This is a genomic window from Agromyces sp. 3263, from assembly GCF_031456545.1.
In the GTDB taxonomy this organism is placed as follows: Bacteria; Actinomycetota; Actinomycetes; order Actinomycetales; family Microbacteriaceae; genus Agromyces.
This window is the reverse complement of sequence record NZ_JAVDUV010000001.1, coordinates 1102138-1121701: the sequence shown is the minus strand read 5'-3', so window position 1 is coordinate 1121701 and position 19564 is coordinate 1102138. Positions and strand designations below refer to the sequence as shown.

Annotated in this window: 19 protein-coding genes; 13 read left to right on the top strand and 6 right to left on the bottom strand. The window is 72.7% G+C overall.

The features are described 5' to 3' along the window. The first annotated feature begins 10 nt into the window (after nt 1-10). Entirely contained in the window at nt 11-508 is a 498-nt protein-coding gene (locus tag J2X63_RS05125) for an FBP domain-containing protein (protein ID WP_309974626.1), read from the top strand. A gap of 61 nt (nt 509-569) precedes the next feature. Here J2X63_RS05125 and J2X63_RS05120 read toward each other — a convergent pair whose 3' ends face one another. From J2X63_RS05120 to J2X63_RS05110, 3 genes are all read right to left on the bottom strand, one after another. Beyond that, nucleotides 570-1340, bottom strand: a complete 771-nt coding sequence (locus J2X63_RS05120; RefSeq protein WP_309974622.1) for an SGNH/GDSL hydrolase family protein — start codon at nt 1338-1340, stop codon at nt 570-572. Between the two features lie 65 nt (nt 1341-1405). After that, nucleotides 1406-1600, bottom strand: a complete 195-nt coding sequence (locus tag J2X63_RS05115) for a DUF1918 domain-containing protein (protein WP_309974619.1) — start codon at nt 1598-1600, stop codon at nt 1406-1408. Between the two features lie 83 nt (nt 1601-1683). Further along, nucleotides 1684-2166 carry an SgcJ/EcaC family oxidoreductase gene (locus J2X63_RS05110; protein WP_309974616.1) on the bottom strand — a complete coding sequence of 161 codons (483 nt, stop codon included), beginning with the start codon at nt 2164-2166 and terminating at the stop codon, nt 1684-1686. 71 nt (nt 2167-2237) lie between these two features. On the opposite strand from J2X63_RS05110, the gene J2X63_RS05105 reads away from it, so the two are divergent. Beyond that, nucleotides 2238-2846 (top strand): helix-turn-helix transcriptional regulator, encoded by a 609-nt coding sequence (locus J2X63_RS05105; protein WP_309974613.1) that lies wholly within the window; start codon nt 2238-2240, stop codon nt 2844-2846. Between the two features lie 194 nt (nt 2847-3040). On the opposite strand, the gene J2X63_RS05100 is transcribed toward J2X63_RS05105, so the two are convergent. Then, on the bottom strand, nt 3041-4612 hold the full coding sequence (locus J2X63_RS05100) for a PucR family transcriptional regulator (protein ID WP_309974610.1): 1572 nt from the start codon (nt 4610-4612) through the stop codon (nt 3041-3043). A gap of 164 nt (nt 4613-4776) precedes the next feature. Here J2X63_RS05100 and gabT point away from each other — a divergent pair, with 164 nt between their 5' ends. The 6 genes from gabT to J2X63_RS05070 all read left to right on the top strand — a co-directional run bounded on the left by gabT (nt 4777) and on the right by J2X63_RS05070 (nt 12915). Next, entirely contained in the window at nt 4777-6135 is a 1359-nt protein-coding gene (gabT, locus tag J2X63_RS05095; RefSeq protein ID WP_309974607.1) for a 4-aminobutyrate--2-oxoglutarate transaminase, read from the top strand. After that, complete coding sequence (locus J2X63_RS05090) at nt 6132-7457, top strand: Glu/Leu/Phe/Val dehydrogenase (RefSeq protein WP_309974604.1); 1326 nt, start codon at nt 6132-6134, stop codon at nt 7455-7457. Before gabT ends, J2X63_RS05090 begins: the two co-directional genes overlap by 4 nt. A gap of 49 nt (nt 7458-7506) precedes the next feature. Further along, the gene (locus tag J2X63_RS05085; RefSeq protein WP_396133109.1) at nt 7507-8985 is read left to right on the top strand and encodes an NAD-dependent succinate-semialdehyde dehydrogenase; all 1479 of its coding nucleotides are present in this window, start codon (nt 7507-7509) and stop codon (nt 8983-8985) included. Between the two features lie 77 nt (nt 8986-9062). Continuing rightward, complete coding sequence (locus J2X63_RS05080; protein ID WP_309974602.1) at nt 9063-10427, top strand: NAD(P)/FAD-dependent oxidoreductase; 1365 nt, start codon at nt 9063-9065, stop codon at nt 10425-10427. Continuing rightward, nucleotides 10424-11347, top strand: coding sequence for a universal stress protein (locus J2X63_RS05075; RefSeq protein WP_309974601.1), 924 nt, complete (start codon nt 10424-10426; stop codon nt 11345-11347). The genes J2X63_RS05080 and J2X63_RS05075 overlap by 4 nt, the downstream gene beginning before the upstream one ends. 11 nt (nt 11348-11358) lie before the next feature. Further along, nucleotides 11359-12915, top strand: coding sequence for an APC family permease (locus J2X63_RS05070; RefSeq protein WP_309974598.1), 1557 nt, complete (start codon nt 11359-11361; stop codon nt 12913-12915). 92 nt (nt 12916-13007) lie between these two features. On the opposite strand, the gene J2X63_RS05065 is transcribed toward J2X63_RS05070, so the two are convergent. Both J2X63_RS05065 and J2X63_RS05060 read right to left on the bottom strand, forming a co-directional pair. Further along, nucleotides 13008-14660: an amidohydrolase gene (locus tag J2X63_RS05065; protein ID WP_309974594.1), complete on the bottom strand. Its 1653-nt coding sequence runs from the start codon at nt 14658-14660 to the stop codon at nt 13008-13010. Beyond that, nucleotides 14657-15934 (bottom strand): MFS transporter, encoded by a 1278-nt coding sequence (locus J2X63_RS05060; protein WP_309974592.1) that lies wholly within the window; start codon nt 15932-15934, stop codon nt 14657-14659. Before J2X63_RS05060 ends, J2X63_RS05065 begins: the two co-directional genes overlap by 4 nt. Before the next feature lie 137 nt (nt 15935-16071). Between J2X63_RS05060 and J2X63_RS05055 the strand changes: the two genes are divergently transcribed. The 5 genes from J2X63_RS05055 to J2X63_RS05035 all read left to right on the top strand — a co-directional run bounded on the left by J2X63_RS05055 (nt 16072) and on the right by J2X63_RS05035 (nt 19554). Then, nucleotides 16072-16686: a TetR/AcrR family transcriptional regulator C-terminal domain-containing protein gene (locus J2X63_RS05055; protein WP_309974590.1), complete on the top strand. Its 615-nt coding sequence runs from the start codon at nt 16072-16074 to the stop codon at nt 16684-16686. 105 nt (nt 16687-16791) lie between these two features. Then, on the top strand, nt 16792-17433 hold the full coding sequence (locus J2X63_RS05050; protein WP_309974587.1) for a DUF937 domain-containing protein: 642 nt from the start codon (nt 16792-16794) through the stop codon (nt 17431-17433). A gap of 51 nt (nt 17434-17484) precedes the next feature. Then, nucleotides 17485-17931 (top strand): MaoC family dehydratase N-terminal domain-containing protein, encoded by a 447-nt coding sequence (locus tag J2X63_RS05045; protein ID WP_309974584.1) that lies wholly within the window; start codon nt 17485-17487, stop codon nt 17929-17931. Further along, complete coding sequence (locus J2X63_RS05040; RefSeq protein WP_309974580.1) at nt 17931-18359, top strand: MaoC family dehydratase; 429 nt, start codon at nt 17931-17933, stop codon at nt 18357-18359. The genes J2X63_RS05045 and J2X63_RS05040 overlap by 1 nt, the downstream gene beginning before the upstream one ends. Nucleotide 18360: 1 nt before the next feature. Beyond that, complete coding sequence (locus tag J2X63_RS05035) at nt 18361-19554, top strand: UDP-N-acetylmuramate dehydrogenase (RefSeq protein WP_309974578.1); 1194 nt, start codon at nt 18361-18363, stop codon at nt 19552-19554. The last annotated feature ends 10 nt before the right edge of the window (nt 19555-19564 follow it).

Sequence of the window (19564 nt, the reverse complement as noted above, 5' to 3'; positions counted from 1 at the left end):
GAGGGGACGCATGCAGGCGCTGGTCGAGAGCGACATCCGCGAGTCGTTCGGCAATGCGAGCGACGCGGAGCTGGCGCAGCTCTCGCTGCCGCACGACTTCGTGCTCACGGAATGGGCGCACCTCGATGCGTTCGCGTGGCGTGACCCCCGCATCGCGACCCGCGGCTACCTCGTCACCGAGCTCGACGGGGCGGCGCGCGGCATCGTGCTGCGGGTCGCCGTCGCGAACGGCTCGCACCACCGCGCCGCGATCTGCAACCTCTGCCACACGCAGCAGCCCGCCGACCAGGTCGTGATGTTCTCGGCGCGGCGCGCGGGTGCACCGGGGGAGCGGGGCGACAGCGTCGGCACCTACATGTGCAGCGATCTCGCGTGCCAGGAGACCGTGCGGCTCGGGCGTCCGGCCGCGCCCTCGGAGGTGCTGCCGAGCGTGCAGGAGCTCGAGCGCATCGAGGGTCTCGCGCGCCGCACGCGCGCGTTCGTCGCCGACGTGCTCAGCACCGCGTAGGACCGGTCACGGCGAGGACGCCGCGGATGCTCGTCCGGGCGAGGGATGCCGGTGGCGCCCGTCAGCGCGCGGCATCCGGGGTCAGCGGCTCGAGCGTGGCGCGCTTCGCGGTGCGACCGTCGCCCGACGAGCGGCCCGTGAGCCGCCGACCGATCCACGGCAGCACGAACTCGCGGTAGTAGGCGGCCGTGTTGCGGCTGCGGGGTCCGGCCGGCGCCGCGGCGACCTCGGCCACGCCCCACTCCTCGGGCACCGGAACGCCGATGGCGGTGAGCACGTTGCTCGCCACGCGTGCGTGCCCCAGCGAGTTGAGGTGCAGCTTGTCGGCCGACCAGTAGCGGATGTCGCGGAGCCCGCGGTCGTTGAAGTTGTCGACGAACGTCACGCCGGGCAGCTCGGCGAGGTCCTGGAGCGCGGCCGTGAGGCGCACGCCACGGGCGTCGAACACCTTGCCGAGCGGCAGGTGCTCGGTGGGGTTCGCGCCGCTCAGCATGAGCACGTGGATGCCCTCGTCGCGGATGCGGTGCACCGCCTGGCGGAACCGGCCGGCGACCCGCTCCTCGGGCATGCGCGGGCGCAGCATGTCGTTGCCGCCGCCGTTGAAGCTGATCACCTCGGGGCGGAGGGCGATCGCCGCCTCGAGCTGCTCGTCGACGATCGGGCCGAGCTTGCGGCCGCGGATGGCGAGATTGGCGTAGCCGATCGGCTCCTGCGCCGCGAGCGCGAGCCCCATCGCCACGAAGTCGGCCCAACCGCGCACCGATCCGTCGGGAAGCTCGTCGCCGACGCCCTCGGTGAAGCTGTCGCCGATGGCCGCATAGGAGTGGAACATGGGTTCAACGGTAGCGCGCGGTGCCGCGGCATCCCCTCGCCGTCGGGTGCTGCGCCCGCGCCGGCTCAGTGCGCCTGGTGCTCGTGCTCGAGTTCGCAGTCGGCGCCGGGGTAGAGCAGCGTCTCGTGCCCGTCGTCGAACCGCACGAGGTAGGGCGGGCCGCCGTCGGAGCCGCGCACCTCGAGCACCTCGCCGTGCCTGTCGGTCTGCCCGACCTGCTTGCCGTGGATGACCAGTCGATCGCCCTTGACCGCTTGCATGGGGTCTCCCTCCCGCGCTCGTTCCAGCGTACGCCGGGGCCCACGGGGCGCGGTAGGGGTGGCGGATGCCGCGGCGGCCCCGCTCAGCGGTCGCCGCGGTCGGCGAGCCGGTTGACCGCCATGAACAGACGCTGCTTCCTCGTGTTCTGGAACGCCGTGCAGCGCCAGACATCGCCGTCGCGCACCATGACGAAGGTCTGCACCTTGTCGGGCGGGATGCGGGCCCGCGTGCCGATGCCGCCCTCGGTGAGCACGACGGCCACGTCGGGCGTCGGGAAGCGGAGGTCCACCACCCGCATCGACATGCGGCTGCCACGCTGCCACTTCTCGAAGACGGGCACGTGGGAACGGCGGATCGCGTCGCGGCCCAGGTAGTGCAGGCCGACGAAGATCACGTACGACGCGTCGTCGGTGAACTCGGCGGCGAGGGCGGTCGCGTCGCCCGCGTCCCAGGCGGCGCGCACGCGGTCGAGTGCGGCGAGCACCGCAGAGCGGTCGGATGCCGCGTCGCGGCCGGCTTGGTCGGGCGGCGTTGCGGGGTCCAGGGGTTCGGTGGTCTCGTTCATGCCTCCATCGTGACATGCAGGCTGCATTAGTGCAATGTGCACTAATGCAGGCTGCGCCGTAGACTGAGCCGGTGACCTCCGGAACCCGGCTGCAGCGTGCCGACCGCGACCTGCCCGCGCTCGCCGTGCTGGCCCTGCTGACCCGGGGGCCGCGCCACACCTACGACATGCATCGGTTCATCGTCGACACTCGCAAGGACTTCGTGGTGGGCCTGCCGCGCAGCCTCTACCACGCGGTGGACAAGCTCGAACGCGCGGGATTCGTCGTGCAGGCCGGCACCGAGCAGTCGTCGGGTCGGCCCGAACGCGTACGGTACGCGCTGACCGAGGCGGGCACCGCCGAGCTGCGCCGCCGCGTCTCGCTGCTGCTCGCGACGCCCGAGTCCGACGCGACCCTGTTCTCCGCGGCGCTCTCCTTCATGGGGGTGCTCGGCGGCGAGGAGGCACTGGCGGCGCTGCGCGCGCGGGTGGCCGGCCTCGACCTGCAGCGCGCCCGGCTCGAGGGCGACCTCGCCGAGGCGGCCGGCGTGCCGCGGATCCTCCTCGTCGAGGCGGAGTACGAGCGCGCACGCCTCGCCGCCGAGCGCGACTGGACGGCCGGGCTCCTCGCCGAGCTGGAGTCGGGCGAGCTGGCCTGGCCCGACGACCTCGACGAGCTGCCCCCGCCACCCCCGCGCTGACCCAGCGCCCGGATCCCGCCACCAGCGGCGGACTCCCGCGCAGCCTCCCTGCCCCCCTCCGCGCGCCGCCACGTGCATCGAGCGGTCGCGAACGGCCGCCTCCGGCGCCACCGAGGCAGCCGTTCGCGACCAGTCGGCACACGGCGAAGCGTGTCGCGGCGCGCGGGGCGCGGCGGGGGCGGGAGACGGTGCCGTCAGCCGACCGCGAGCAGTGCCGCCCAGAGGTCGGCGCGGGCGTGGAACCCCGAGAGGTCGCGCCCGAGCAGCCGCTCGGCGAGGGCGACCCGGCTGCGCACCGTGTGCCGGTGCACGCCCAGCGCCTGCGCGGTCGCGTCGAACTGTCCGCCGTGCTCGAGCCAGGCCCGCATCGTGGCGACGAGGGCGGTGCCGTTCCCCTCGTCGTGCGAGGTCAGCGGCGCGAGCGTGGCGAACGCGACCGCTCGCGCGTCGGTGCGGGCGAGGAACGCGAGCACGCCCTGGCGGCTGATCTCGTCGAACGCCACGACGCCCGAGCCGGTCTCGCGGGCACGCTCCAGCGCGCGCATCGCCTGCTCGTGCGCCATGGCCGTGCCGTCGGCGGCTACCGCGTCGGAGACGCCGACCGGCAGGCCGAACTCGGTCGCGAGCTCGTCGGCGAGGCCGGCGTCGGCCTCCTCGAGCACGACCACCACGGTGTCCTCGTCGCGGCCGAAGAAGAGTTGCCCGCCGCGCTCCTCGACCCGCAGCTCGAGCAGGTCGGTGAGGCGATCGACGTGGGCGGCAGCGGCATCCGTCACCGCGACGCGCAACGGCGCAGCGGGAAGCGGGCCCCACATCTCGACGGCCACGCGCGCGGCGAGCTCGGTGTCGCCGGCGAGGATGCCGCGCAGCAGGCCGGTTCGCAGGTGCCCTCGCGCCCGGTCGAGCGTGCGGTTCTGCTCGAGCGCCAGCCCGGCGAGGGCGATGACGGCGTTCACCACCTCGCGACCCGCCGCGTCGAGCTGGGGGGAGTCGCCGATGGCGAGCACCCCGCGCAGGGCGCCGCCTGCGCCGAGGGTCTGCAGGGTGAGGCGCTGCGGCTCGCCCACGGCGTCGCCCGCGACCAGGGTGCGGCTGGCTCGCTGCCCGCGCCGCAGCATCGAGCGCGCCTCGCCGACGACCTCGCCGAGCGCCGGCTGTCCGAGTCCGTCCGACGGCGCCTCGCGGTCGAGCGATCCCGACGCGTCGACGAGGCCGACCCACGCGCCGAGGCGGTGCGACAGCTCGGCGAGCGTGGCCGAGAGCCCGTCGGGGCGCAGCGCGGCGAGCGAGATGGCGCGCTGTGCGGCGAGCGCCCACGCCTGGCGGGCGTACGCGTCCTCGGCGAGCAGGTCGGCCACGAGCCGGGCGATCGCGATGAACGGCACCCGGTAGGGCACCTCGACGAGCGGCAGGCCCTGACGCGTGCACGCGTCGACGAGCGCCTCGGGCGTTCCGGCTCGCACCACCCCGGCGCCGAACCCGAGCGCGGCGATGCCGGCCTCGCGCAGGCGCCGCACGTAGGCCTCGGCGAAGTCGGCCTGGCCGACGCCGCCCGCGCCACCACCCGCTTCGCCCGCCTCGAACTGCGTGCCCGTGGTGAGCAGCATGTGCCCCGCGTCGAGGAACGGGGTGGGATCGGCGAGGTCGGACGTGTGCGCCCACAGGACCGGGGCGTCGAGCGCACCTGGAGGCAGGTCGCTCGCGGGAGTGAGCAGCGTGAGAGCGAGCTCGGATCGGTCGAGCAGGGTCTGCACGGTCGGCTGCATTGGTGCTCCGCGGGGGATTCGAGCGACGGATGCCGCGACGCGGCGCCTGTACGCGATGTCCAACAGGATGCACCTGAGTGTACACGCGGGCGCTGCGGCATCCGTCGGCCCCGACCTAGCATTGCGGGCATCCGTCACCGTCGTCACTTGCATCGGAGCAGACCATGACCCTCGTCGACACCACGGCCACCGCCACCGGAGGACCGACGCTCGCGCAGGAGCGCCGCCTCGTCACCGCGATCCCGGGCCCGCGCTCGCAGGAGCTCCTCGCCCGCAAGGCCGAGGCCGTCGCCGCCGGAGTGGGCCACACCGTGCCCGTCTCGGTCGTCGCCGCCGGCGGCGGCGTCATCCTCGACGCCGACGGCAACTCGCTCATCGACCTCGGCTCGGGCATCGCCGTCACCGGCGTCGGCAACGCCAATCCCCGCGTCGTCGAGGCCGTCACCGCCCAGCTCAACGCCTTCACCCACACGTGCTTCACCGTGGCGCCCTACGAGGGCTACGTCGCCGTCGCCGAGAAGCTCAACGCCCTCACCCCCGGCGACCACGCCAAGCGCTCGGCGCTCTTCAACTCGGGTGCCGAGGCCGTCGAGAACGCCGTGAAGATCGCGCGGCACTTCACGAAGAAGCAGGCCGTCGTCGCGTTCGACCACGCCTACCACGGCCGCACGAACCTCACCATGGGCCTCACCGCGAAGAACATCCCGTACAAGAGCGGCTTCGGCCCGTTCGCATCCGAGGTGTACCGCGCGCCGCTCAGCTACCCCTTCCGCGACGGCGGCCTCTCGGGCGCCGAGGCCGCGGCGCGTGCGATCTCGGTCATCGAGAAGCAGGTCGGCGCCGAGAACCTCGCCGCGATCATCATCGAGCCCATCCAGGGCGAGGGCGGCTTCATCGTCCCCGCGCAGGGCTTCCTCCCCGCGCTCGTCGAGTGGTGCCGTGCGAACGACGTCGTCTTCATCGCCGACGAGGTGCAGACCGGCTTCGCCCGCACCGGCGCCTGGTTCGCGAGCGAGCACGAGGGCATCGTGCCCGACCTCGTCGTCGCGGCGAAGGGCATCGCCGGCGGCCTGCCGCTCTCGGCCGTCACCGGGCGCGCCGAGATCATGGACTCCGCGATGGCCGGCGGCCTCGGCGGCACCTACGCCGGCAGCCCGATCGCCTGCGCCGCCGCACTCGCCACGATCGAGGCATACGAGCAGGACGGCCTCATCGAGCGCGCCCGCGAGATCGGCGCCGTGCTCATCGGCCGCCTCAACGCGCTGCGCACCGCCGACCCCCGCATCGGCGACGTCCGCGGCCGCGGCGCCATGGTCGCGATCGAGCTCGTCGACCCCGCCACCGGCGCGCCCGACGCGGCGCTCACCACCGCGATCGCCAAGTACGCGCACGCGAACGGCGTCGTGCTGCTCACCTGCGGCACGTACGGCAACGTCATCCGCTTCCTGCCCCCGCTCACCATCTCCGACGAACTGCTCATCGACGGCCTCTCGGTCGTCGCGGAAGGACTGAAGAACGCATGACCGACCTGCTCGCGGCGACGACGTTGTCGACCGCACCGGATGCCGCGGCCGCGCCCGGCTCGGCGAACACCGTCGACCACGTCGCGACGCCGCTCACCGACGCGCGGGCCCAGCTCGCCGAGGCGATCGGGCTGCTCGGCTACGAGCACGGCCTGCACCAGATGCTCGCCACACCGAGGCGCGAGCTCACCGTCGCCGTGCCGCTGCGCCTCGACTCGGGTGAGAGCCGGCTCTACATCGGCCACCGCGTGCAGCACAACTTCTCGCGCGGCCCGGCCAAGGGCGGCCTGCGCTACGCGCCCAACGTGAACCTCGATGAGGTGCGGGCGCTCGCGATGTGGATGACCTGGAAGTGCGCCCTGCTCGACGTGCCCTACGGCGGGGCGAAGGGCGGACTCGCGATCGACCCCCGCGAGCACTCCATGGCCGAGCTCGAGCGCGTGACCCGCCGCTACACGAGCGAGATCCTGCCGATCATCGGCCCCGAGCGCGACATCCCCGCGCCCGACATCGGCACCGACGAGCAGACCATGGCCTGGATCATGGACACCTACTCGGTGAACAGCGGCTACACCGTCCCCGGCATCGTGACCGGCAAGCCCATCGCCCTCGGCGGCTCGCAGGGCCGGGCCAGCGCCACCAGCCGTGGCGTCACGCACATCGCGCTCGCGGCGCTCCGTCACGTCGGACTCGACCCGGCCCGGTCGACCGCGGCCGTGCAGGGCTTCGGCAAGGTGGGTGCGGATGCCGCGCGCTTCCTGTCCGAGGCCGGCGTGCGGGTCATCGCGGTCAGCGACCAGTACGGCGCGATCCTCAACACGGGCGGACTCGACATCGAGTCGCTCTCCGAGCACGTCCGGGCCACGGGCTCGGTCGTCGGCTTCGCCGGCGGCGACGCGCTCGACGGCGCCGACCTGCTCACCCAGGATGTCGACCTGCTCGTGCCCGCGGCCGTGGAGGGCGTGCTGCACGACGGCAACGCCGGCGACGTGCTCGCCCGCGTGATCGTCGAGGGCGCGAACGGCCCCACGACCCCGGCGGCCGACCGCATCCTCCGCGACCGCGGCATCCTCGTCGTGCCCGACATCCTCGCCAACGCGGGCGGCGTCATCGTCTCGTACTTCGAGTGGGTGCAGGCGAACCAGGCCTACTGGTGGCGCGCCGACGAGGTCGAGTCCAGACTGGAGGAGCGGATGCTCAGCGCCTGGCAGCACGTGCTCGGCTACGCCGAGGCGCGCGACCTCTCGCTCCGCACCGCCGCCACCGCGCTCGCCGTCGAGCGCGTCGCCGAGGCCCACCGCCTCCGCGGCCTCTACCCCTGATCGGGCACCACACACCAACCGGCCGACCGACACGAAACGGATCGCACCAATGACCGACACCATGCAGCACACCGCCGAGACCACGGTCCTCGACCGGGTCGCCGACCGCCTCTTCATCGGCGGCGAGTGGGTCGAGGCCGAGGGCGGAAAGACCCTCGCCGTCTCCGACCCGTCGACGGGCGAGACGATCAAGGAGATCGCGGATGCCTCGCCGGCCGACGGCATCCGCGCGCTCGACGCCGCCGTCGCCGCGCAGGACGCGTGGGCCGCGACCGCTCCCCGGGAGCGCGGCGAGCTGCTCCGCCGGGCGTTCGACCTGCTCCAGGAGCGCAAGGAGGACTTCGCCCTCCTCATGACGCTGGAGATGGGCAAGCCGCTCGCCGAGGCGCGCGGCGAGGTCGCCTACGGCGGCGAGTTCCTCCGCTGGTTCAGCGAGGAGGCCGTGCGTATCTCGGGCCGCTACGGGCTGAACCCCGAGGGCACGGGTCGCATGATCGTGTCGCAGCGTCCCGTCGGCCCGTCGTTCTTCATCACCCCGTGGAACTTCCCGCTGGCGATGGCGACCCGCAAGATCGCCCCCGCGCTCGCCGCGGGCTGCACCGTGGTCATCAAGCCGCCGGCGCTCACGCCGCTCACGACCATCGCGTTCGTGCAGCTGCTCGAGGAGGTCGGCCTGCCGAAGGGCGTCGTGAACGTGGTGCCCACGTCGACGTCGTCGAAGGTGTCGGCCCCGATCATCGCCGACCCGCGCCTGCGCAAGCTCTCGTTCACGGGCTCGACCGAGGTGGGCCGCACGCTCATGCAGCAGGCCGCACAGGGCATCCTCCGCACGTCGATGGAGCTCGGCGGCAACGCGCCGTTCGTCATCTTCGAGGACGCCGACCTCGACAAGGCGGTCGACGGCGCGATGATCGCGAAGTTCCGCAACATCGGGCAGGCCTGCACCGCCGCGAACCGCTTCATCGTGCACGAGTCGGTCGCCGACGAGTTCGCGAAGCGGGTCGCCGACCGGGTCAAGGCCATGAAGGTCGGACGCGGCACCGAGGACGGCGTGAACATCGGCCCCCTCATCGACGAGAAGGCCGTGGACTCCACCGACGAGCTCGTGCAGGACGCCGTCTCGAAGGGCGCGACCGTGCTCACCGGCGGCACGCGCATCGACGGCGACGGCACGTTCTACGCGCCGACCGTGCTCGCCGGAGTCGCCGCGGGCAGCCGCCTGCTCAGCGAGGAGATCTTCGGGCCGGTGCTCGGCATCACCACGTTCTCCGACGAAGACGAGGCCGTGCGCCTGGCCAACGGCACCGAGTACGGGCTCGTCTCGTACGTGTTCACGCAGGACCTCGCGCGCGGTCACCGTCTCATCGAGCGCATGGCCACCGGCATGATGGGCCTCAACACGGGCCTCGTCTCGAACGCGGCCGCGCCGTTCGGCGGCGTCAAGCAGTCGGGCATCGGCCGCGAGGGCGGCCTCGAGGGCATCCACGAGTACCTCGACACGAAGTACACGCTCATCCCGGTGAGCTGAGCGGCGAGCGGATGCCGCGCGCCGCGGCATCCGCTCGCCTCACCGAGCACGCACCCCAGGAAAGTCAGACAGGAACCATGGAACGCATCGACTGCGACGTCGTCATCGTGGGCGCCGGGGCATCCGGCCTCACCACCGCCACCCGACTGAAGGAGGCCGGCCGCACGGTCGTCGTCCTCGAGGCGCGCGACCGCGCGGGCGGGCGGCTCTGGACCGACGACATCGACGGCGCGATGCTCGAGATCGGCGGCCAGTGGGTCTCGCCCGACCAGGACGCGCTCATCGAGACGCTCGACGACCTCGGCCTCGAGACGTACCCGCGCTACCGCGAGGGCGTGAACATCTACATCGGCCCCGATGGGGAGCAGAAGCGGTTCGAGGGCGAGATCTTCCCGGTGCCGCCGGCGACCGAGCAGGAGATCCTCACCCTCATCGAGAAGCTCGACGCGCTCGTCGCCGAGATCGATCCCGACCGTCCGTGGGAGCACCCGCAGGCGAAGGACCTCGACGAGATCTCGTTCTCGCGCTGGCTCGAGACGCAGACCGACGACCTCGAGGCGCGCGAGAACATCGGCATGTTCATCGCCGGCGCCATGCTCACCAAGCCCGCGCACGCGTTCTCGGCGCTGCAGGCGCTGCTCATGGCGGCATCCGCCGGTTCGTTCTCGAACCTCGTCGACGCCGACTTCATCCTCGACCGCCGTGTCGTCGGCGGCCTGCAGCAGGTGCCGCTGCTGCTCGCGGAGCGGCTCGGCGGTGCCGTGCGTCTCGGCCAGGCGGTGCGCACCGTTCGCTGGCACCCCGAGACCCCCGACCGGGGCGTCGTCGCCGTGACCGACGACCTCGAGGTGCACGCGCAGCACGTCGTGCTGGCCGTGCCGCCCATCCTCATCAGCCGCATCTCGTACGAACCGCCGCTGCCCCGCCGGCAGCAGCAGCTGCACCAGCACCTGTCGATGGGCTTCGTCATCAAGGTGCACGCCGTCTACGAGACGCCGTTCTGGCGGGAGCAGGGTCTTTCGGGCACCGCCTTCAGCCCGTACGAGCTCGTGCACGAGGCCTACGACAACACGAACCACGAGGACCCCCGCGGCACGCTCGTCGGCTTCGTCGCCGACGAGGAGGCCGACGGCGTCTTCTCGCTGAGCGCCGAGGAGCGCAAGGAGCGCATCCTCGAGTCGCTGTCGCACTACTACGGCGAGCAGGCCAAGCACCCGGTCGTCTACTACGAGAGCGACTGGGGCTCCGAGGAGTGGACGCGCGGCGCCTACGCCGCGAGCTTCGACATGGGCGGCCTCGCGCGCTACGGCGCCGACCTGCGCACGCCCGTCGGGCCCATCCACTTCTCGTGCTCGGACATGGCGGGCAAGGGCTACCAGCACGTCGACGGCGCCATCCGCGTCGGCCGTGAGGTCGCCGACGAGATCCTCGCCGCGTCGTGACTGCGGTGACGGATGCCGCGACCGGCGGCTCCGCGGATCCCGCTGCCCGCCGGATCGTCGTCGGGTACACGGCGAACGACTCGGGTGCCGACGCGCTCGCCGTCGCGACCCGGCTGGCGCGCGCGAGCGAGGCGCTGCTCGACATCGTCATGGTGCTGCCCAGCGAGGCGCGTTCGAGCACCGTGCCGACCGATCCCGGGTACGAGCGGTACCTCAAGGAGCAGTCGCGGGAGTGGCTCGCCGAGGCCTCCGAGTCGCTCGACGATGATGACGACGTCGCCCAGCTGCTGCACATCCGCTACGCCGAGTCGTTCGCCGAGGGCCTCATCGCCGCGGCGCACGAGTTCGGCGCGAACCTCATCGTCGTGGGCGCCGCTCGGGGCGGGCTGTTCGGCCGGTCGCGCATCGGCTCGGTCGCGAACGAGCTGCTGCACTCGTCCGACGTGCCGGTCGCCCTGGCGCCGTCGGGCTCCCGCGAGATCCCCGTGCCGGTCGGCGTGACCCGGGTGACCGCGGCGATCGGCACGCGGCCCGGCGCCGACGCGCTGCTCGGGGCATCCGTCGCCCTCGCCACCGCCGTGCACGCGCCGCTGCGGCTCGTGTCGCTCGTCTCCGTCGACCTGCCCGCGGGCATGGACGAGGGCCTCGCCGAGCTCACGAGCACCGTGCACGCCGACGAGGTGCTCGCCGCCGCTCGCCGCGAGCTGCCGCGCACGCTCGACGCCACGGCCGTGGCTGCGACGGCCGCCACCGTCGAGGAGGCGGTTCGAGGCCTCGACTGGCACGACGGCGAGATCGTGCTCGTCGGCTCGAGCCGCCTCGCGACGCCCCACCACCTGTTCCTCGGATCGACCGCGGCGAAGATGCTGCGCGAACTGCCGGTGCCCATGATCGTGGTCCCGCGCACGACCACCTCCTGAGAGAGATCGACATGACGCACCAATCCCCGCCGCAGCTCGCGCCCCTGACGGAGGCGACCGCCGCCGTCGACGGCTCCACGCAGGGCATCTCGAAGAAGGGCCTGTCGGCCGGGTCGGTCGGCCTCATCGGCGCGATCGTCATCGGCATCTCGTGCATCGCCCCGGCCTACACGCTCACTGCGGCCCTCGGCCCGACGGTGTCGGAGGTCGGCGTGCAGGTGCCGGCGATCATCCTCGTGGGCTTCATCCCGATGCTGCTCGTGGCCTTCGGCTACCGGGAGCTCAACACGCGGATGCCCGACTCGGGCACCTCGTTCACGTGGGCGACGCGCGCGTTCGGCCCGTGGATCGGGTGGATGGCCGGCTGGGGCCTCGTGGCGGCGACGATCCTCGTGCTGTCCAACCTCGCAGGCATCGCCGTCGACTTCCTCTTCCTGCTCATCTCGCAGGTCGCCGGCAATCCCGAGATCGCCGACCTCGCGACGAACCCGTTCATCAACGTCGGGGTGTGCCTGCTGTTCGTGCTCGGTGCCACGTGGGTGTCGTACCGGGACATGCAGACGACGCAGAAGCTGCAGTACTGGCTCGTCGGCTTCCAGGTCGTCGTGCTCGTGGTGTTCGCGGTCGCGGCCCTCATCGAGGTCGCGAACGGCAACGCCTTCGACGCCACGGCCATCGACCTGAGCTGGTTCAACCCGTTCGCGGTCGAGTCGTTCTCGTCGTTCGCGGCGGGCCTCTCGCTCTCGATCTTCATCTTCTGGGGCTGGGACGTCACGCTCACGATGAACGAGGAGACGCGCGGGTCGCACAAGACCCCGGGCCGCGCGGCCACCATCACCGTCGTCACGATCGTCGTGCTCTACCTGCTCATCGCAGTGGCGCTGATCGCGTACGCGGGCGTCGGTACCGGCGAGTACGGGCTGGGCAACCCCGACATCCAGGACAACGTGTTCTTCCACCTGGCCGGGCCGATCCTCGGCCCGCTCGCCGTGCTCGTCTCGCTCGCCGTGCTCACTAGCTCGGCGTCCTCGCTGCAGTCGACCTTCGTGTCGCCGGCGCGCACCCTGCTCGCGATGGGCCACTACGGCGCGCTCCCCGAGAAGTTCGCGTCGGTGAGCCCGCGGTTCTTCACGCCCGGCTACGCGACGATCGTGTCGGCCATCGTGGCCGCGGCCTTCTACGCGGTCATGCGCTTCCTCAGCGAGGACGTGCTGTGGGACACGATCACGGCACTCGGCATGATGATCTGCTTCTACTACGGCATCACCGCGTTCGCGTGCGTGTGGTTCTTCCGCAGGGTGTGGTGGCGGTCGGTGCGGAACGTCTTCTTCACGCTGCTGTTCCCGCTCATCGGCGGCGTCATCCTCGCGACCCTCTTCTTCACGACGCTCATCGACAGCATGAACCCCGACTACGGCAGCGGCTCGAACGTGTTCGGCGTGGGCCTCGTGTTCGTGCTGGGCATGGTCGTGCTGCTCTCGGGCGTCGCGGTGATGCTCTGGCAGGCGTGGAAGCGGCCTGCCTTCTTCCGTGGCGAGGTGCTCTCCCGGGCGTCCGCCGAGGACTGACCCGCTCGCCGGATGCCGCCGCCCGCGGCATCCGCCGCACAGACCACGAGGCCGCCCCGCGACACCGGGGCGGCCTCGTGTGCGCGCGCGGCTCAGGCGACGGATGCCTCGGGCTCGGCCTCGATCGCGCCGGATGCCTCGTACACCGGTTCCCCCGCCACCACCGTTCGCACGACGCGCGCCTCGAGCAGCACGTCGGCGCCCTCGGCGAACGGGTCGCGATCGAGCACCGCGAAGTCCGCGGCGAGGCCGACCGCGATGCGCCCGCGCTCCTGCTCCTCGAGGCAGCTCGCCGCGGCATCGCGGGTGGCATGGGCGATGGCCTCCTCGACCGGGAGCGCGTACTCGGGGTGGTTCGCCGGGAACGACCCGTCGAGCGCGGACCGGCGCGTCGTGGCGATGTAGAGGTTGGGCAGGGCCTCGTGCGGCGCGGTCGGGGCATCCGTCGAGAAGGCCAGGAGTGCGCCCGCGTCGCGGAACTCCGTCCAGGCGAAGCCGCGGTCGGCCCGCTCGTCGCCGAGCATCGCGGCCCAGTTCGACCAGATCGCCGGGTCGGCGTGCACCGGCTGCATCGACGCGGTGACGCCGAGTGCGGCCATGCGCGCCGCGGTCTCGGGCGCGGCGTACTCGAGGTGCTCGATGCGGTGCCGGCGGGGGCGCTCGCCGTTCACGGCGGCGGCGTGCTCGAGGGCGTCGAGGGCGACGTCGCTGGCCAGGTCGCCGATGGCGTGCAGCGCGACCTGCAGGCCGGCGGCATCGGCGGCGGCGACGACGGGCTTCAGTGCGTCCAGCGGCCAGATCGGCTCGGCGTTCGAGCCGTCGGCGTACGGATGCCGCATCGCGGCCGTGCACGCGTCGATCACGCCGTCGAGCACGAGCTTGATGCCGGCGACCTTGAGCCAGGGGCGGTGCTCGCCCGCGAGCTCGACGGCGCGCGCGACCTGGGCGAGGTGCTCGTCGTCGTCGCCGGTGTTCGCGACGAACCAGTGCGCGAGCACGCGGACGGGGAGGGTGCCGCCGCGGCGCTCGGCCGCCCGGTCGAAGGCGGCGAGGCCGAGCTCGTCGAACGCCATGTCGACGACGCCCGTGACGCCCGTCGCGAGGTAGGCGGCGATCGTGCGCTCGACGGCGGCGTCGCGATCGGCGTCGGTCGCGACCTCCGCGAGGAGCGTCCAGACGTGCTGCTGCGCTGCGGTCTCGAAGAGCATGCCGTCGGGCTCGCCGTCGGCGTCGCGGCCGATGCGCCCGCCGATCGGGTCGGGCGTGTCCCGGTCGATGCCCAGCTCGCGCAGTGCGGCCGTGTTGACCCACACCGAGTGGTAGTCGTTCGCGTCAAGGTACACGGGCACGTCTGCGACCACCGTGTCGAGCATCGCGGCGGTCGGGGCGCCGCCCGGCACGGAGTCGAAGAGCCAGCCGCGGCCGAGCAGGCGCGGGGCGCCGGGGTCGGCGGCGCGTGCGGCGCGCAGCCGCTCCTGGATCCCGTCGAGCGTGCGAGCGTCGGTGAGTCCGACCTTGCCGAGCGCCTCGCCCATCATCACGAGGTGGGTGTGCGCGTCGATGAAGCCGGGCACCACGACGCGTCCGCCGAGGTCGACGCTCGCGGCATCCGGACCCGCGGCCGCGGCCGCCTCGGCGTCGGACCCGACGAAGGCGAGGCGTCCGCCCTCGACGACCATCGCCTCGGCCCAGGCCGGCTCGTCGCCGGTGAAGACGCGGCCGTTCGCATAGACCGTGCGGCTCATGCGGCCACCTCCTCGGCGACGGCGGGCGCGACGTGCTCGATGCGCTGCAGGCGGCTCGACACGCGGGCGACGAGGAACGCGGGCACGGCCAGCACGAAGCTCGCGATGCCGAGCACCACGGTGAAGCCCTGGTAGCCGAACGCCTCGACGAGGGCGGCGCCGATCACGGGCGTGAGGCTCGACCCGACGAGGTAGACGGCGAGCAGCGGGCCCGACCAGCGGCCGTCGGCGTCGAGCGCGGCGGCCGTTGCGACGAAGTAGAGGAACGCGATCGCGTAGACGGTGTTCCACGCGATGAACACCACGATGAACGCGGTCGAATCGGTGACGAAGCCCTCGGCGATCTTCAGCAGTCCGCCGGCCACCAGCAGCACGGCGAGGGGCACGGCGCGGCCGAGCCGGTTGCCGACGATCATCAGCAGGAGCGCCCCGACGATGCCGCCGGCTGTGGCGCCGCTGAGCGCGAGGCCGAGTCCCTCGGGCGTGAGGCCGGACTGGTCGGCCCCCATGACTCCGGCCATCGCCCAGAGCGAGTCCTCGCTCACGGCCCAGAGCGCGAAGGTGACGAGCAGCACGAAGCCCGCGATCGTCTCCGCGCGGTGCGGCCTGCGGGTGACGAGGCCGGCTGCCCCCGCATCGGATGTCGCGACTCCGGATGCCTCCGCGGTCGCGTCGTCCGTCGGCGCCGGCGCTGCCGCGTGGTCGACGGCGGGTGCCGAGGGCAGCCACGCCGACGTGAACAGCACGGCCAGGGCGAACACGGCGAGGGTGCCGAACACGTTGATGGGGGCGAGCCCGACGAGTGGCACGACGGCGAGGATGACGGTGACGACGGCGCGGTTGGCGAGGCCGCTGATGCCGGCGACGCGGTCGGGGTTGATGAACGCCGCGAGGGCCGCGCCCGAGGACGACACGGCGCCGCCGGCGCCGAGGCCGCCGACGAGCAGTCCGGCGACGACGACCCAGCCGGTGGGCACGAGCGCGGCGGCGCCGAAGCCCACCACCGCGAGCACGAGGCCGACGCGGGCGACGAGCCGCCGGCGGCGTCCTGCCGAGAGCTTCGCGGTGGCCAGGCCGGCGATGGCAGTGAGCAGGAGGGCGCCGGTGACGATCCAGCTCGCGGTGAGCACGTCGGCGCCGAGCGCCGACTGCAGGGCCGAGATCATGTACGGCGAGAGGTTCACGCCGAGGTAACCGGCGATGCCGATGCCGAACGTGGCGACGGCGGTGGGCAGTCGAAGCGGGACGCGGACCGATGGGAGGGAATGGGACACAGGGGGCCTCCGGAATGCTCGGCACGGCGGTGTGCACGAGATAAACGAATAGTGTTCGTTTATTATGCAGAGGTGAGCCGGATTCGGGAAGAGGCAATTTCCGGGCCCGTAGGCTGACGGGGACGAAGGAGGTGCCGATGCCGAGGCCGAGGACCCCGCTACTGTCGACCGAGCGCATCGCCGAGGCCGCGATGGAGCTCGTCGACGAGGGTGAGCCGTTCGGAGTCAACGCGATCGCGCGGCGGCTCGGCGTCACGCCGTCGTCGCTGTACAACCACGTCGCCGGGCGCGACGAGATCGTCGAGCTGATGCGCGGCCGCCTGGGCGAGCAGTACCTGCCGCCCGCCATCGAGGGCACCTGGGACGTCGTCGTCGAGGAGATGCTCCGTGCCGAGCGCCGCATGTACGCGGAGCACCCCTTCCTCATCCCGCTCATCGTCGGCAAGACCATCACCGACCCGACGGTCATCGCCAGTTACGACCTGCTCGCCACCGCCCTGTCGGGCGCCGGGTTCCCCGACGACGACGTGCTCGAGATCGTCGCCATCCTCGACGCGTTCTCGATCGGCTTCGGGCTCGACCTCGCCTCGCCCGACGAGATCTGGCGGCCCGAGACGCCGACCACGACGCTCGGCCGGCTGGTCGAGTCGTCGCCGCGCGGGGCGCCGCGCAGCGATCGCGCCTTCGAGGCGGGGCTCGAGATGCTGCTCGACGGCCTGCGCCTGCGCCTCGCCCGCACCGAGCTCGACTGAGCTCTACGCGCGAGCGGAGCAGGCCGCACGGCCTTCCGCCGCGGCATCCGCCGGGCTACCGTGAATCGGGAGCGTCCGACGGCGGACGCAGGAACGGGGATCCGCATGGCGTCGCTCGACGAGATCAAGGCCGGCCTGCCGATCGGCGACATCGCCGCGAAGCTGGGCGTCGATGAGGCGACCGCGAGGAAGGCCGTCGACGATGCCCTGCCGGCCCTGCTCGCCGGCATGGGGGCGAACGCGACCGACCCGGCCGGTGCCGCCTCGCTCGAGAAGGCGGTGAAGTCGCACGATCCGGCTCTCGTCGAGGGCGGCGTGAACCTCGCCGACGTCGACGAGGACGACGGCAGGAAGATCGTCCACAACGTGTTCGGCACCAACACCGACCAGGTCGTGCGGGCGCTCGACGCCAAGGAGTCGAAGGGCGGCGGCACGGGCGACCTCATCGGCAAGCTGCTGCCGATCCTCGCGCCCATCGTGCTCGCGTTCCTGGCGAAGCAGTTCTCGAAGAAGTCCGATTCGTCGGATGCCGCGGGCGAGTCGTCGGGCGGCGGGATCGGCGACGTGCTGGGCGGGCTGCTCGGTGGCGGCGGCTCGGGCGGCTCCGGGTCGGGCGCCGGCGGCGGCGGACTGGGCGACGTGCTCGGCGGCCTCCTCGGCGGCGGCTCGGGCGGATCGGGCTCGGGCGGCTCGGGCGGCGGTCTCGGCGACCTGCTCGGCGGCCTCCTCGGCGGCGGCAAGCGCTGACGGACCACGGCGGCCGTCAGGCCCCCACGGACCCCCGCATAGACTGGCGGGGTGCCAGTGAACCCCGAGCTGCAGGGGCGGGTCTTCCCGTCCACCGAGCCCTATCTCGTGGGGCGTGAGAAGGTGCGCGAGTTCGCGCGCGCCGTCTTCGCGACCAACGCGATCAACCTCGACCCCGAGGCGGCGAGGGCCGCCGGCTACGACGACGTGGTCGCACCGCCCACGTTCGCCGTGGTCGTGCAGGAGCACACGCTCGCCCAACTGCTCGCCGAGCCCGACGCGGGCATCGACTTCACGCGGGTCGTGCACGGCGACCAGCGCTTCACGTCGACCCGCCCGATCGTGGCGGGCGACCTGCTCACGGCGACGCTCACGGTATCGAGCGTGAAGACGCTCGGCCCGCACTCCATGGTCACGGCCGAGTCGTCGATCACGGATGCCACGGGCGCCCACGTCGTGACCGCGATCTCCACCCTCGTCGTGCGAGGGGACGAGTGATGGCCGCCGCTCCCGCCTTCGACGGCCTCTCCGTCGGCGATATCGTCGCCGAGCACTCGTTCGCCCTCACCCGCGACTCGCTGGTGCGCTACGCCGGCGCCTCGGGGGACTTCAACGCGATCCACTACCGCGACGACGTCGCTCGCGAGGTCGGGCTGCCGGGCGTGCTCGCGCACGGCATGCTCACGATGGGCTTCGCCGTGCAGCCGGTCGTCGACTGGGCCGGAGATCCCGGCCGTGTCGTCGACTACCAGGTGCGGTTCACCCGCCCCGTCGTCGTCGACCCGCAGCTCGGCGCCGTCGTGTCGGTCGTCGCCAAGGTCGGCCAGCTCGACGCCGAGGCCCGCGTGGCCCGCATCGACCTCACCGTGAAGGTCGGCGACGAGACGGTGCTCGGCAAGGCGCAGGCTCGGGTCTCCCTCGACTGACATGGCGCGCGACATCCCGTTCTCCGAGCTCACCACGCTGCAGGTCGGCGGACCGGCCGCGAACCTCGTGACGGCCGCGACGCAGCGCGACCTCGTCGACCTCGCGGTCGAGGCGTGGTCGGGACGCGAGCCGTGGCTGGTGCTCGGCGGCGGTTCCAACCTCCTGGTCGGCGACGACGGCTTCGACGGCACCGTGATCCGGGTCGCCACGAAGGGCATCGAAGTCTTCGCGCGCGATGCGGCCGCGGCATCCGTGCGCCTGCGTGTGCAGGCCGGGGAGACCTGGGACGACCTCGTCGCCTGGACGGTCGAGCAGGGGTTCTCGGGGTTCGAGGCGCTCTCGGGCATTCCCGGCTCGGTGGGCGCCGCGCCCGTGCAGAACATCGGCGCGTACGGCCAGGAGCTGGAGTCCACGCTCGTCGCGATCGAGTTCCTCGAGGAGGGCGCTGATCGCCCGCACCGCATGACGGCGGCGGAGCTCGAGCTCGGCTACCGCACGTCGGTGCTCAAGCGCGGCCTGCGCGGCATCGTCGTCTCGGCCGAGTTCGAGCTGCACGACACCGCGGCGGAGCGCGCCGTGCTCGGGGAGGCGCTCGGGCAGCCGATCGCCTACGCGCAACTCGCCGACGCGCTGCACGTGAACCTCGGCGACCGGGTGCCCGTCGCACGGGTCCGCGAGAGCGTGCTGGGCCTGCGCGCGTCGAAGGGCATGGTGCTCGACGCGGCCGACCCCGACTCGGTCAGCGCGGGCTCGTTCTTCACGAACCCGATCGTCACCGAGCGTGTCGCGCGCACCCTGCCGGGCGACGCGCCGCGGTGGTACCTCGAGGAGGAGGCGGCCGATGAGGTGACCCCGCTTGCGGGCGGCGTCGCCGAGGAGTCCCCGCTCGACCAGTTCCTCGCCCACCAGGCTTCGCTCGAGGCGGTGGGCACGCTGACGGATGCCGCACCGGCCGAGCCGCTCGTGAAGCTCTCGGCCGCGTGGCTCATCGAGCGGTCGGGCATCCGTCGCGGGTTCGCGCTGCCCGGATCGCGCGCGGCCGTGTCGTCGAAGCACACGCTCGCCCTGACGAACCGCGGCGGCGCGGCGGCCGAGGAGGTCGCCCAGCTCGCCCGGTTCGTGCAGAGCCGGGTGCAGGCGGAGTTCGGCATCGTGCTGCACCCCGAGCCGGTGCTCGTCGGCCTCGAGCTCTGATCCGGCGGTC